Origin of the sequence: Paenibacillus sp. DMB20 (genome assembly GCF_000987955.1) — a bacterium.
Taxonomy (GTDB): domain Bacteria; phylum Bacillota; class Bacilli; order Paenibacillales; family Paenibacillaceae; genus Paenibacillus_AQ.
Genome location: NZ_LAZU01000045.1, coordinates 1 through 14,353 on the forward strand (window position 1 = coordinate 1; position 14,353 = coordinate 14,353).

The following is a 14,353-nucleotide window of genomic DNA, read 5'->3' on the forward strand; positions in this document are numbered from 1 at the left end:
CCGCAGCCGGGCGGCTTCGAGCACGGCTGCGGCATGCCCCGCAGGCTGCGCGCCCGCAGGTGCAGCGCGCGGCCGATCCTTCATCCGGAACGGATGAAGGGGCCCATTCGTCCAGCCACGGGGCTGGACGGCCCTGCAGCAGGCGATACAGCGCCTGCGGGTCGCCGCCGAGGCGGCGCTGCACGCCGTCCTTGGCAGTGGGCGTCAAGACGGCAACGGAGGCGACGACCTCATGCGGCGGATCCCCCGCCAAAGTCCCGCGGATTTCGCCCCGGCGAAAAATCCAGCCGGATTTCCTCCGATGTCTCCGCCGCCTGCGGCATGCCGGGTTCATTCAAGGCTTGCCGTGCACCCGTTGATCCGGGCTCGTTCGAGACTTGCGATTTTTTCGATTCTTTCGATTCTTGCGAATGCATTGGCAAATTCGAGCCTCGGACGGCCCCAGGCACTTCCCGGGTTTTCATGCCTCTCGGCACCTCGGATGAATCCATCACGTCCTCCCCCTTCCTGTACCGCCTGACCGGCAGTTTGAATTCGTTCTCCTTCATTCGTCAAGCCATATGGGCTGTCCATCCCGCTTTACATCATCCAATCCTGTCCCTGCAGCTCGATCAGCTGGCGAAGCTCGCCGTCCGACATTTCCGTCAGCCACGTCTCCCCGGAGCCGACCACCTGCTCGGACAAGGACTTTTTTCTGCTCGATCAGCTCGTCGATCCGCTCCTCCAGCGTGCCTTGGCAGATCAGCTTGTGGACTTGCACGTTCTTGTCCTGCCCAATGCGGAATACCCGGTCGGTGGCCTGATTTTCCACGGCGGGGTTCCACCAGCGGTCGTAATGAAGCACATGGTTCGCGCGGGTGAGATTCAGGCCGACACCGCCGGCCTTCAGCGAAAGAACGAAAAAACTGGTCCCTTCCCCTTCCTGAAAATTCCGGATCATTTCGTCGCGTTCCTTTTTCGGCACCCCACCGTGGAGAAACGAAGGCTCTTTGCCGTATCGCTTGGCCAGGAATTTCACCAGCAGTTCGCCCATGCCGACATACTGCGTAAAGATGAGCGCCGACTCCCCGACGTCCGCTATGCTGTCAAGGATTTCGAGCAGTCTTTCCATTTTTCCGGAAGAGTCCATCCGTGCCGAACGCCCTTCTTCCCCCCGCAGCAGCTGCGGATGGTTGCATATTTGTTTCAGCTTGGTCAGCGAGGACAGCACGAGACCTTTGCGCGCCATCCCGGTGCTGCTCTCGATCTGCCCCATCATCTCATCCACGACCGCTTGATACATGGCTCCCTGAACCTCCGTCAGCGGGCAGTACGATTTGACCTCCAGCTTCTCCGGCAGATCCTTGCGGATGTCGGGGTCGCTCTTGAGACGACGCAGCATGAACGGCGACACAAGCCGGTGCAGCTCACGGAGCCTATCCTGCTGTCCTTCTCCCGTAACGTAACGCTGGCGGAAGGAATGAAAGGTTCCCAAATACCCCGGATTCAAAAAATGAAAGATCGACCACAGCTCCGCCAGTCGGTTCTCCACCGGCGTGCCGGTCATCGCGACCCGATGCGGGGCCGACAGTTTCATCACGCTCTGGGCCTGCTTGGTACGGTAGTTTTTGATATACTGCGCTTCATCCAGCACCACGCTGGACCATTGTACCGCCGACAAGTCTCCCCCATCGCGTCCGGCGAGATGATAGGTCGTCAGAACGATGTCGTATCTCAGTGCCTCTTGCCGGAAAGCTTCCCCCCCGCAGGCGCCGCACGCCGTGATGAATGTAAAGGGACAGATCGGGAGCAAACCGCTGCAGCTCCTTGTGCCAGTTTCCGAGCAGCGAGGTCGGGCAGACGATCAGCACGGGAGCATAACGGTTATGCTGACCCCCGGGCTGTTCTACAGGATCTTTCACCCCGTCGGCGAAGGATGCCTCATCCCGGCAAGCCGCTTCTTTCCCTCGCTCAAAACCTTCCGGCCGCTCGAGCAGGCAGGTGATCACCTGAACCGTCTTGCCGAGACCCATGTCATCGGCAAGACAGACCCCGAATCCAAGCTCCCGCATAACGCTGAGCCACTGGTAGCCCCGCACCTGATACGGTCTGAGCTGCCCGTGCAGCGAGGAGGGAACCGGACGGGCGGGAAGCCTGCGCGATCCTTCGCCCTCCAGCAATGCCGACAGCAGTCCCGTTGTCTCTACATCCTCGATAAAGAGCCCTTTCCACATCCGCTCCTCATCCGTTCCCGCCGCAAGATGCATCCACTCGGACAACTCCATCTCGCCCTGCTCATGCCGTTTCATGAACCGGAGCACCTGATTGATTTCCTTCAGGTCCACCTCAATCCACTCGCCCCGGAACTGCACGTAAGGCATGTTTGCTTCCGCCAGGGCAGCCAGCTCTTCCCGGGAAAGCGGTTTTCCGCCCATCGCGGCAGAGACCTCAAACGACACGAGATGCTGCATGCCGAGAACCGGCAGGCTCTGCTCGCCCCCACCGGAAACGCTGTCCCTCATCATCTTTAGGGACAAGCCGACCCGGCGCCGGCCTTCACGGCTCCAGCGTGACGGCATCTGTACCTTGATTCCGCTTCGGGTCAGCTTCGGGACGGATTCCTTCATAAAGGACCTCAGCTTCTCCAGCGGCAGCACCAATCCCTCCGGTGCCGGCCCGAGCAAGCCTTCCCCCAGCTCAGGGGACAGCTCCGCGGCGCCTCCCAGCTCCATCAAAAGCTGCTCTTTGACGGACGCGTACATGCGCCCACGGATGAGCAAATCCCGCTCGGAACTGTGCCAGATGCTCCGGGCGGCGACCAGCATTCCCTCATCCTCACGGCTTCCCGCCCAGAAAGATATCCGCCAGTCGTTCTGCCCTTCCTCCAGCGGGGGTTCCAGCCGGAGGCGAAGCGAGATATTCCCTGTTTCCGGCGGCAGCTCCTTCCCTCCCGTGAACGGAAGGGCCGTGAATCCGGCAGCTTCCACCTCGCGTGCCAGCTGGCCGATTTCCTCCGCGGTCCCCTGAACCGGAATTTCCCGGTTGACGGTCAGCAGGCTGTTCCACCATAGCTCGGTCAGCGGCGACCGTCCCCGGCGGTAATCCCTGAGATAAGAAGCAAGTTTTCCGCCGGTGGAACGCACGGCTTCTCTCGATTCGGCATCCACCACGGCGGCAAGGAACGAATACAGCACGACGGCTCCCGCTTCTTCCTTCGTCACCGGCTCGCTTCCGGCCAGCGCGGCCGGCACGCCGATGCATATCGGCGGTATGCATGCGGCGAGCTGCCTAAAACGCTCAGCGTCCTCCCCCGTGAGTTGGGGTTTCCAGACCGCTTTTACCACGTGCATGGAGGCGCTGCGCCGCCGCCCGGCGGACGGCACCTCGGCTGTACCGGGTGCAATCCTGCCGCGCAGAAGCAGCTCAAGCGCAAAGGCGGCCGCTTTGGACCAATATTCCATTTCTTCTCCCGGTGCCAAACCCTGGCTCCGGACCAGACCGCCATCCAAGGACAGCAGCATATGAAACGCTTCCCCCGGCGCGAGGGCAAGGCCCTCCATCGTCCGCCCGCCAAGCGACTTCCTTTCGCTGCGGCGCCCGCTCTTTACCGCTGCCGCCTGGGCCGGATATCTCATTTCCGCCAGCCGCAGCGCTGCGGATGCAAAGGGACGGCTGCCGTCGGAAAGCTGCAGCTTTCTCACGATCCGGCTCCATGCGTCCACTCTCGGTTCCGAAACTTCGCCGGAAAAACAAAAGAATGCGTCACCTAACCATACGCCATACAGCGGTTGATTCATCGTTGTCTCCTGTCTTTTTCCTGCTTTACAGATATTATTCCTATTTTATACGATCGCGGTGCATTTTCAAAACGAATATGGCAAACATCGAATCGGGCTGGTCCCATCTTTAATATTTCCAATTTTGTGTTACTTTTTATAATTTCCCCCGTATGACTTTCTTAAGATATAAGAAAGCATAAGCTTCGAAAGACGCGGCTTCCTTATATCGCAAGAAAAACTTCCGCTATATGCGGTCTGTCTTCTGAGAAAGTACGTCGATAGACGTTTAGCGCGAGTTCAAATTCCGGTTTTCATCATGCGAAAGGTTAAAGCGCTTTTTTGAACGGACTCTTATCCTGAGACGAGGGGGTTATGATAATGGAATTGGCCTTTCCTTTGCTTTTCCTGCTTCCGCTTCTCTCCATATTCTTTTTCATCCTTCATGTTGCCGTCTGCGTATGGGGTTTTCGCGACGCCAGACGCCGGGGGGAGAAGCCAGGAATATGCTCTTCTGGTCATGCTTGGTCTCCTGTTTTTCCCGGTCGTCGGATTTATCGTTTACTTGCTGATTCGTGATTACTAAACAGAGCCTGCATTTAAGAGGCGATTAAATGTTCTGGATGCTGCTTGGCATCGTATGATATTGCCATGGGTCTGCATATCTTCAGAAATCCTGATTCCGATATATACAGATGGTTATCGCGCATTCCCGAGGACGCTGAACGGGGGAATGAAACGCCCGTCTTCCCTTAAGGCTCTAAAAACAAAGTCGGATGAATCACGGCAGTTGGGTCTTCGACGGACAAGGAAGACAACCATATCCCCCCAAAAAAAGGTGTCCGCCTCCCTTCGCGGGAAACAGACACCTTATTTTCGCTTTCAATCAGATGACCTGCATTTGTCAGCCAAGCACCATTACTTTGCCTTCAAGCTCGCCCACGATTGCTCGAGCGCCTCAAACAATTGGTCTTTGTTGACGTTGCCGGCCACATAGCCCTGCATCTGGCTGCCGAATTCGTTCATGCCGCCGTCGGGGAATTTGTTGAATTCCCAACTGAGCGTTTTGCCTTCCTGGCTGTATTTCAGAACATCCGCGCCGAGATCGCCGGTCAGCTCGCTCTTCGCCTCAATGGTTTTAAAGGCCGGGATGAATTTGAATTCTTCGGTAATATACTTCTTGCCGGTTTCCGAGGTTACGAGCCAGTTCAGGAATTCCTTCGCCTCAGGCTTCATTTGGGAATCCTTGTTCACAACCCAGTTGTTCGGCACGCCGACGGGAAGCTTATCGTTCTGCTCCGCGTTATCGTTGATCGGCATCGGGAGAAGACCGATGTTCAGGTCGGGACTGATCCCGTCAATCTGCACCTGCGTCCAGTTGCCGTTTTGCGTCATGGCCGCCTCGCCGCTGGCGAACGTCGTAATTTCGGTATTGTAGTCCGTGGTCAGCGGGTTCTTTTGTCCGTATTTCAAAGTCAGGTCAAACAGCCTCATCCACTCGTCGAACACCGGATTGCCAACGATTTTGCCCGTGCCGTCGTTCAGGCTTTTCACGAATGCGTCCGGATCCTCCTGATGCGCAAACGGGATGTTCAGCAGGTGGTTGGCCAAAATCCAGTTCTCCTGATATCCGTTCACAAACGGCGTTATTCCGGCTGCCTGCAGTTTTTGAGCTGCTGCTTCAAGCTCGGACAACGTTTTTGGAAGCTCCGTGATCCCCGCTTTTTCGAACAGGTCTTTGTTATAGATCAATCCGTAGCCTTCAATGGCCATCGGCTGGCCGTAAAGCTTGCCGTCCTTAGTCATCGGCTCTTTCGCCACGTCCATGACGTCTTTGACCCAAGGCTGGTCGGACAGGTCCTCCACCTTTTCGAACCAGGTGTTCAAATCTCTGTAGCCGCTGACATTAAAGATGTCCGGCTCCTCGCCGGAAGCGAATTTCGCTTTCAGGGCCGCGCCGTAGTCCGAACCGCCCCCCACCGTCTGGATATCCAGCTTGATGCCGGGATGCTCCGCCTCGTACTCGGCTTTCATTTTATTCAACGCCTCGGCGATCTCTACCTTGAATTGGAAAATCTTTAGCGTCTTCGTTCCGTTCTGTCCGCCATCAGCCCCCTTGCTCTCCTCTTTGGAGCCGCAACCGGCCAGAAGAGCCGAGAATGCCAAAACCATGACGAGCGCCAGCTTGCCGTATTTCTTCTTCATGTGTGAGTCCTCCCTTTTCGTATGTCGTTCTCGTTTCGCTTGACGGTTAGTGATAGCGTTTACTTTCTCAGTATAATTAACCTTTTTACGTTATATCAGGGACGATATTGATATAAAAGGGGGATGGAATTGACCATTCTCCACCATCTCCCCGGCCCCCTGTTTAACCCTTGACCGCTCCCGCGGTGATTCCCTCAATGATATATTTCTGCATCAGCAGAAAGAATATAATGACGGGCATGATGCCGAGAACGAGCGCCGGCAGGGCCAGGTCCCACTGCTTGGTATATTGCCCGAAAAAGGCAAAGGTCGCGATCGGGATCGTCCGCAGATCCGCAGAGGTCAGGATCAGGGATGGCAGCAAATAGTCGTTCCAGATCCACAGCGTATTCAAAATGATGACGGTCACGAACATCGGCTTCATCAGCGGAAACACGACTCTGAAGAATACGCCGTACACGCTCGAACCGTCGACGGTGGCGGCCTCCTCGATCTCCAGCGGTATCGACTTGGTAAAGCCGTGGAACAGGAACACGCTCAGCGGGACGCCAAATCCCAGATAACAGATGATCAAGCCGAACAGACTGTTATTGAGCCCCATGGACGAGGTTACTTTAACGAGCGGAATCATGATCGATTGGAACGGTATGACCATCGCCGCCACGAACATCGCAAACAGCATCCGGTTGAACCGGGTGTTCCGGCGTACCATTTGGTAAGCCGTCATGGCGCTGATCAAGGCGAGCAGCAGAATGCTCACGACCGTGACGATCAGCGAATTCCGGAAGGCGGACGGGAAATTCGTGATGTCCCAAGCCCGCGTATAGTTGCTCCATTCCAGCGATGTCGGAAGCGCCGCCGCGTCGCGAAGCAGATCGCCGAAGGTTTTGACGGAATTCACGAACAGGAAGTAAAACGGAACCAGAAAGACCAAAGCGATCAGGATCATGACGATTTCGGTGAAAAACGTGCCGGAGCGGTATTTTTTTTATCGTTTCCATCAGGCTTCGACCTCCTTGCCTTTCGTGAACCGGACCTGCAGACTGGTAATGATCGCGACGGCCACGAAGAAGATGACCGCTTTCGCCGTACCCAATCCGAGGCGGTTATTGGTAAAGGCCTCGTTGTAAATGTTCATCGCCACGGATTCCGTGGACCCGAACGGGCCGCCCTTCGTCAGGGACAGGTTCAGGTCGAACATTTTGAAGGACCAGGAAATCGCCAGGAACAGGCAGACCGTGACGGCCGGCATGACTAACGGTATAATGATGGTCCGCAGCACTTGTCCCCGGCTGGCTCCGTCGATTTCGGCGGCTTCCAGAATATCTCGGGGAACGTTGTTGAGGGACGAGATGTAGATGACCATGAGGTACCCGGCCGTCTGCCATACAAAAACGATGACGATGGCCCAGAAAGCGGTTCCCTTCGTCCCGAGCCAAGGCTGCGTGAAAAAGGAAATATCGGTCAGATTGCCGATGGCCGCAAAACCTTTAACGAAAATAAACTGCCAGATGAAGCCGAGCAGCAGACCGCCGATAACGTTCGGCATAAAGAATATCGTCCGCAGCACATTCCGCGATTTCAGCGGCTTCGTCAAAAAGTATGCCAGGAAGAAGCCGAGCAGATTGGTGAAAATGACGCCCAGCACCGTGAAGCGGGTGGTGAACCAGAAAGCGTCGCGGAACTTCGGATCATTCGTGAATATCGTGACAAAGTTGTCGAATCCGACCCATTCCACCTGATTGGATACCCCGTTCCAATTCGTTAAAGAGTAATATAAACCTAACAGGAACGGAATGATCATAATGAGGATGAAAAATATGGCGGAGGGGCCCACGAAAATGAGCTGCTGAATCAGCCTTGACGTTTTTTTTTCTGTTCATCCTGATCTCCCCCTTTTCTTTATGGCTTGTTTGGTATGTAATTCAATTATGCTGCTGCGGAAGGACAATAAACACAGAGAATCATGAACCGTTAGGAGTAAAATATTGACCTGTCATCGTTCCCTACTAGAATCTTCGAGGTGACCCTATGAAAACCCGCAGCATCCGAACCCGGCTGATCCAGTTCATGCTCGCCGTAACGACGATCCCGCTGCTTTTGTCCCTGATGATTACGCTTATGCATACGCGGGAGTCCGTCAAAGAGCAAACCGTTAATGAAAACATGCGTCTCATCTACCAAGGGAAAACGAACCTGGCAAACTACTTGAACAGCATTAACCGCGCTTCCCTTTCGGTATACTCCGACCCGCATTTTCTGCGCAACTTGGCGCTGAGTCCGGACAACTACCGGATTGTGGCCGAAATATACACCACGCTGCAATCCATCATGATCACCAACCCGGATATTTTTCAGATCTACATGCACAACAACCTGACCGGCCAGTCGACGCAAGTGACCAGCAACGTGCCCCGGCGTGAATTCCGGAAGGAACCGTACCGGACCATCGAACAATTCGGCAAGGGCGTCACCGCCATCGAGCCTGTCCATCCAAGCCACAGCTACGGTTTTCCGCCGCGTCCGGCGGATATGGCCGGGCAGAAGGTCATCACCTTTTACCGGTCGATCACCAACGTTCCGTCTACCGAGCAGCAGGCGCTATTGGCCATCGACGTCAAGCTGGACAGCATCACGGCCATTTGCGAGCAGCTGTTTGCGGAGGGCGAGGAGCAATTTTATCTGATCGATGATCATGGGCTTATTCTGTACAGCGGGAATCCGGACGAAATCGGCACCAAACTGGATGACCCGGCTCTGGTGAACGAGATGGCAAACAAGGAGGGGGGATACTACGACGGGAGCAAAACGATGAGCATCTACGAAAAGCTGGATGTGTCCTTTGCCCCTTGGACCCTGGTGAAGCAAATTCCCCACCAATTCCTGTACAAACATTCAACGGAGCTGACGAGCATCAACGCGATTATTGCCGTCCTGGCGCTTCTGACCGTTATTTTCGGGACGCTTTGGATTTCATTCCGTATTACAAAACCAATTAAACAACTTTCGAGCTATATGAATCAGGTACAGACCGGCCAGCTGGACGTGGAGGTCGATATCAAAAGCCCTGACGAGATCGGCGCGCTGGCCCGCCGCTTCCGTCAAATGATGGATACGATCAACAACCTGATCCTCCGGGAATACAGGCTGGAGCTCGCCAATAAAACGAATCAGCTGAAGGCGCTGCAGGCGCAAATCGATCCCCATTTCCTGTACAATTCCCTGCAATCGATCGGAACCCTGGCCCTTCAAAACCAGGTGCCCCGCATATACTCGCTGCTGTCTTCCCTGGCGGATATTATGCGCTACAACATGCGGAACAGCGAGGCCATGGTCACGCTGCGGGATGAAATGAATCACCTCAAGCTGTACCTCGAGCTTCAACAGGAACGCTTCGGCGACCAGCTGGCGGTGGAATGGGATATCGATCAGGAAAGCCTCGAAGCATCCGTTCCCAAAATGATTCTCCAGCCGATTGCCGAAAATTATTTCAAACACGGCAAAGACAACCGCTCCGGCGTGGGGCGTTTGTCCATCTCTTCGTCCATTTCGGATGAACGCCGTCTCGTCATCCGGATCGCGAACAACGGGGCTTCCATCGATCCAGAGGAGCTGGTAAAACTTCGAGAGCTGCTGAAGCAGTCTTCCTTGCGTTCCGAGACGGAGTTCGGGCCGGAGGATGGCTACTCCATCGGCTTGAACAACGTGCTTATGCGGCTTAATCTGTATTCGGACAACACCGCCCGGCTCATCATTGAGAATGTGGAGCCGCACGGCGTATCCGTCACTTTGGAATTTTACGCGCGGGGAGTGTAAAGCGAAATGAAAGCACTGATTGTAGATGATGAAAAGCACGTCAGAGATGCCATCCGCCTTCTGGCGAACTGGGAACGATTCGGCATCACGGACGTGTACGAGGCTGCCGACGGCGAGGAGGCCGTCGAAATGATCCTTGCGTTTTCGCCGCAGATCGTTATGACCGATATGCGCATGCCGCGCAAAGACGGTGCGGGGCTGATGACCTGGCTCCACAAGTTCTCGCCGGAGACCAAGGTGCTCGTGATCAGCGGGTATGACGATTTCGAATTCGTTCGCCATGCCATCCGCCATGGGGGCATGGACTATATCCTTAAGCCCGTCAACCCCGAGGCATTGAACGAGGCCCTGGAAAAAGCGTCGCAGGCTTGGCGCAAAGACGAGGAAAACCGTCTTCGCCAAACCACCCAAAGCATTGAAGTGAACCAGATGACGCCGCTTTACCTGGACCGCCTGCTGACCGATCTGATCACGGGCGGGGCCGGAAGAGAGCAGTTGCTTATTCAGTTAAGGGAGCGACTATCCATCCCTGTCGGCATCGAAGCCTGTTCGGCAGCAGCCGTGAGCGAATTCCAGTTCGACAGGGAGCTGCTGTCCAAATTCCTGAACCGAAAAGGACTTCTCGCTTTTACCCTGATCAATATTTGCAGCGAGGTTTTAAGGGATCAGGGCGCCGCCTTCCGCCATATGGACAAGCCCGGGCTGATCATGATTCTTTACTGGGGAACCGTTCCCTCCTTCCACTCGGTTCTTGAAGAGATCAACAGGGGAATTTACGCGACGCTCCGCCGCCGGGCCCATTTCGGCACCGCGCATGCGGTCCGCTTCCCGGATGACCTTCATCGGGCTTCTTGGGAGGCCGAACAGGTACTCCTGTGCCGCAATTTACTGGAGGAAAAGCTTTATATCCATACCGGCCGCTGCGTGGAGAGCGGTACTTCCCGGCCGCTGCGGTTATCTTCCCATGAAGAAAATTTCCGGCTGGCCGCCCTAAGCGGCAGCAATGAAAAAATAGAGGCTGCCGCGGATGAATGGCTGGAAGAGGTGAAACGCCGGGGCCCGGTTTCGCCGGAAAACCTGATCCGCTGGAGCTCCGAGTGGGATTGGATGCAGCATCTCTGGGCCGAGCCGGAAGGCACGGAAGGGCAAGCACCCGAGGAGGATGCCGAAATCTCGCGGGATATCCATGTCGCGCTGCCGCTGAACGAAGAGGGGCTTCTGTCCTGGGAAGGCTGGAAGCAGCAAATCGCCGGACGCATTCATGCCGCTTCCCGGGTTCTGGCCCAGGCTCATTCCCGGGAGAACCACATTATCCATGACATCGCCCGTTATTTGAAGCAGTCTTACCACCAGGAAATATCGCTGCAGGATATCGCTTCCCGGTTCTTTTTAAGCCGGGAATATATCTCCCGCAAATTCAGGCAGGAGTTTGGCGTGACCTTGTCCGATTTCCTGGGCCGGATCCGGATAGACAAAGCAAAGCTGCTGCTGCTCAATCCGAACCTGCGCATCGCCCAGGTGGCGGAAATGGTCGGCTATCAGGACGAAAAATATTTCAGCAAAGTGTTTAAGAAGCTGGAAGGGCAGACGCCTAACGATTATCGTAAAGAAAAAACGGTCTGATTCCGCTCTATGGCATTGAACCGGGCTTGACCGTCCCGGTTTTGGGTATATTTTATATAGCGACCGAAGCCGGAATGAATACAAGCAGTCCAATCATAGCCATAATGCAAGCCTTAAAGAAGGAGGAGATGACGATGTACCGTACCAACCCTTATCGTTGGTGGAACGTCTTGGCGTTTGCCGCCGTCATAACCGTGAACGTCCTGTCGAACGCCCTTCCGCTCGGCGGGCGGACAACCGGGGAAATATCCGACCGGTATTACATATACATGACCCCTGCCGGATATGCTTTTGGAATCTGGTTCTTGATCTATGCGCTGCTTGCCGGGTTTGTCATTTACCAGCTGCGCCGGGATACGGGGACCCGGGATTCGGTCCGTTCCATCGGGATCTGGTTCACGCTCAGCTGTATCTTTAATATGGCCTGGCTTTTTCTATGGCACTATCTTTATATCGAGTGGTCGGTCGGCGCCATGCTGCTGCTGCTTCTGTCCCTCGGCATCATCTATCGGAAAACGCGTGCCGTTCACTATCCGACTGCCGGGGAAACCTGGCTCTTAAAACTCCCGTTCAGCATTTATCTCGGATGGGTCTGTGCCGCCTTTCTGGTCAACGTCGGCATCGCCATCCATAAAAAACGCCTGGTCGCCCCTCGGCCTATCGGAGCTCGGATGGAGTTTGGCCCTGCTCTGCGTCGGGGCCGTGCTGTCGATCCTGATCAGCTATCCTTACCGCGACAGCGTGCTCCCGCTCGTATTTGTCTGGGCTTACATCGCCATCGCCGTGGAACACCGGGACGCGGACAAAATCATGCTGGTCTCGTTTATTCTGGCGGCCGTTCTGTTTATCTACGCCCTATGGCTGCTTTTCGCCCGCAGCCGGGAGCGGGATTAGCGTAAAACAACGTTTCGGCCTACGAGCAATTCATTGTCGGAACCGCGGTTTCCAATGTTGCGTTCTTTGTACGCAAAAAAAGCTGCCGCGCGCAGGGCCGTCGGATCCCCGCTGCGAGAGCAGCTTTTTTCATGAAGATTTATGTTATTTCTTAACGGCGATGACTTCGATTTCCACAAGGCCGTCTTTCGGCAGACGGGCAACCTCGACCGCGCTGCGGGCCGGATACGGCTCCGAAAAGAAGCTTCCGTACACTTCGTTCATGACTGCGAAATCGTTCATGTCCTTCAGGAACACGGTGGTCTTGACGACCTGTTCCAGCCCGGCTCCCGCCGCTTCCAGAATTGCTTTTACATTGCCGAGGGAATATCGGGTCTGTTCCGCAATGCCCTCGCCGAATTCGCCCGTCTCCGGGTTCAGTCCAAGCTGGCCGGACGTGTACAGAAATCCTCCGATTTCGACGGCCTGACTGTAAGGTCCGATCGCTCCCGGAGCTTTGGATGTGGCTATGATATTCTTGGTCATTATGTAATCTCCTTTCTCAAGCTGGTGGTGTAGCTTCTATTGTATCATCCCCCAGCACATGAATCACTTCATTTGGATAGATATGGTTTCCTTTCGTGTTCGTTAAAGCAATCGCCACCATCGCGCGGGCCACCTTTAATGCGGGCACGGCACGGTACGGAGCCAGCTTCCCCTTGAATGCAAAATCAAAGCGGCTCATCAATACGGACGCAATTCTTTCACCAAGCCGGTACTCCTCCCTGTTTCCGAGCAGCAGAGAGGGCCGGAACAGATGCAGCCCGGGAAATCCGAAGGCGGACAATTCTTCTTCCACTTCGCCCTTTACCCGGCTGTAAAAGGTTTTTGCCTTGGGATCGGCACCGACGCTGCTTACCGCCAAAAACTGCCCGACCCCCGCCTCTCTCGCCAGCTTGGCGCCTGCCAGCACGTACTCTTGATCCACCTTGCGGAACTCCTGCTTCGAGCCGGCTTTCTTGATGGTCGTGCCTAGGCAGCTGAATACGCTATGGATGCCGGAGAACGCATTCCCGATCTCTTCCGGCCTGTCCCAGTCCGTCCTGATCACGGTCAGCTTCGGATGGCTCAAATCCGGCGGACGCCGGACCAGAATCCGCACTTCGTCAACGAGTTCGGAAACAAGCAGTTCCTTCGTCACCTGCCGGCCAACCAGCCCTGTGGCTCCCATTACGAGTGACGTCATCCCCATGGAAAGCCCCCCTTTTTTCCTGACAAAATCAATTTCCCAAGGATCCTGCAGTCGACTATACGTTCATGATTTGAACAATTATTGAATCGTAATCAGCACTTTGCGTCCAAGCGTCAAATCGCCAGCATGATGATTCCGACCATGGTCTGAAACCCGTACAACTCCATCCAGGCCGGGGCTTCGCGCAGCAGCTTGAACACCTTGCCGCCGATCAGCGGACCCAAAAAGGAAGCCAGTCCCGCATGGCCGAGTACGTGGCGATAAACATCGGGCGTTCAGGTTGCCCCATACGTAAAAAACCGATCATCATGACCGCCGTTTGGGCAACCGTCACCATCGAAACGACGGAATACGAAATATGGATGATGGCTGAGTGAAACAGTCTTTGCCCCCATTCTACACCCGGATTTGACCCTGTCAATAAGGCTTTCGAAAATAAAAACGGCGTTATTTCAAGTTTGCCGAACAGGCGGATACACGAGCAATATGCTCCTAGTTCAGGGCCGCTCTTCCACCTTGGCTGCCTTCTCGGCAAACCGGCCATTTTCGTGCTTATCGGCAGCGATTCGAATGAAAAATAAGCCAGGCATAGTTGAAGTGACCCCCAAAAGTTAGACACGGTAATTTCATCAGGCAGCTTTCTCAAAATGAGTTCGGTACTGTACCGGACTCATTTTTAATTTTGTTTTCAACCGTTTGGTATTGTAGTATTCAATATACTTTTTCAATTCTTCTTTGAAGTGTTCCACATTTTCAAACTCGTTGTAGTAAAGAAACTCCGACTTGAGAATGCCAAAGAAACTCTCTATGACGGCGTTGTCGTAACAAT

General features: G+C 55.0%; 12 protein-coding genes and 1 pseudogene. 5 read left to right on the forward strand and 8 right to left on the reverse strand.

What is annotated here, in order from left to right; all coding sequences use genetic code 11:
- Positions 1-230: 230 nt before the first annotated feature.
- Both XI25_RS25990 and XI25_RS25995 read right to left on the reverse strand, forming a co-directional pair.
- The gene (locus XI25_RS25990; protein ID WP_152669227.1) at positions 231-491 is read right to left on the reverse strand and encodes a hypothetical protein; all 261 of its coding nucleotides are present in this window, start codon (positions 489-491) and stop codon (positions 231-233) included.
- Positions 492-579: 88 nt separating this feature from the next.
- Positions 580-3,776, reverse strand: a pseudogene (locus XI25_RS25995) (DEAD/DEAH box helicase).
- 499 nt (positions 3,777-4,275) lie between these two features.
- Between XI25_RS25995 and XI25_RS36570 the strand changes: the two are divergent.
- Positions 4,276-4,341 carry a hypothetical protein gene (locus XI25_RS36570; protein WP_327204861.1) on the forward strand — a complete coding sequence of 22 codons (66 nt, stop codon included), beginning with the start codon at positions 4,276-4,278 and terminating at the stop codon, positions 4,339-4,341.
- A gap of 332 nt (positions 4,342-4,673) precedes the next feature.
- Here the strand turns inward: XI25_RS36570 and XI25_RS26000 are convergent, their stop codons facing one another.
- From XI25_RS26000 to XI25_RS26010, 3 genes are all read right to left on the reverse strand, one after another.
- Positions 4,674-5,960: an ABC transporter substrate-binding protein gene (locus XI25_RS26000; RefSeq protein WP_046680899.1), complete on the reverse strand. Its 1,287-nt coding sequence runs from the start codon at positions 5,958-5,960 to the stop codon at positions 4,674-4,676.
- A gap of 163 nt (positions 5,961-6,123) precedes the next feature.
- Entirely contained in the window at positions 6,124-6,909 is a 786-nt protein-coding gene (locus XI25_RS26005; protein WP_046680900.1) for a carbohydrate ABC transporter permease, read from the reverse strand.
- 51 nt (positions 6,910-6,960) lie between these two features.
- Positions 6,961-7,803, reverse strand: a complete 843-nt coding sequence (locus XI25_RS26010; protein WP_235440432.1) for a carbohydrate ABC transporter permease — start codon at positions 7,801-7,803, stop codon at positions 6,961-6,963.
- 188 nt (positions 7,804-7,991) lie between these two features.
- Here XI25_RS26010 and XI25_RS26015 point away from each other — a divergent pair, with 188 nt between their 5' ends.
- The 3 genes from XI25_RS26015 (at position 7,992) to XI25_RS26025 (ending at position 12,298) form a co-directional block, all read left to right on the forward strand.
- A complete protein-coding gene (locus XI25_RS26015) occupies positions 7,992-9,776 on the forward strand; it encodes a cache domain-containing sensor histidine kinase (protein ID WP_046680902.1) in 1,785 nt (594 codons plus the stop codon).
- Positions 9,777-9,782: 6 nt separating this feature from the next.
- Complete coding sequence (locus XI25_RS26020) at positions 9,783-11,399, forward strand: response regulator transcription factor (protein ID WP_046680903.1); 1,617 nt, start codon at positions 9,783-9,785, stop codon at positions 11,397-11,399.
- Positions 11,400-11,533: 134 nt separating this feature from the next.
- Entirely contained in the window at positions 11,534-12,298 is a 765-nt protein-coding gene (locus XI25_RS26025; protein ID WP_327204860.1) for a hypothetical protein, read from the forward strand.
- A 139-nt stretch (positions 12,299-12,437) separates the two neighbouring features.
- On the opposite strand, the gene XI25_RS26030 is transcribed toward XI25_RS26025, so the two are convergent.
- Positions 12,438-12,818: a RidA family protein gene (locus XI25_RS26030; protein ID WP_046680904.1), complete on the reverse strand. Its 381-nt coding sequence runs from the start codon at positions 12,816-12,818 to the stop codon at positions 12,438-12,440.
- A gap of 16 nt (positions 12,819-12,834) precedes the next feature.
- The gene (locus XI25_RS26035) at positions 12,835-13,524 is read right to left on the reverse strand and encodes an NAD(P)H-binding protein (protein WP_046680905.1); all 690 of its coding nucleotides are present in this window, start codon (positions 13,522-13,524) and stop codon (positions 12,835-12,837) included.
- Between the two features lie 242 nt (positions 13,525-13,766).
- On the opposite strand from XI25_RS26035, the gene XI25_RS35950 reads away from it, so the two are divergent.
- Positions 13,767-13,901, forward strand: a complete 135-nt coding sequence (locus XI25_RS35950) for a hypothetical protein (protein WP_268794578.1) — start codon at positions 13,767-13,769, stop codon at positions 13,899-13,901.
- A 252-nt stretch (positions 13,902-14,153) separates the two neighbouring features.
- Here XI25_RS35950 and XI25_RS26040 read toward each other — a convergent pair.
- On the reverse strand, positions 14,154-14,353 hold a 200-nt coding region (locus XI25_RS26040; protein ID WP_046680906.1), incomplete at its 5' end, for an IS3 family transposase.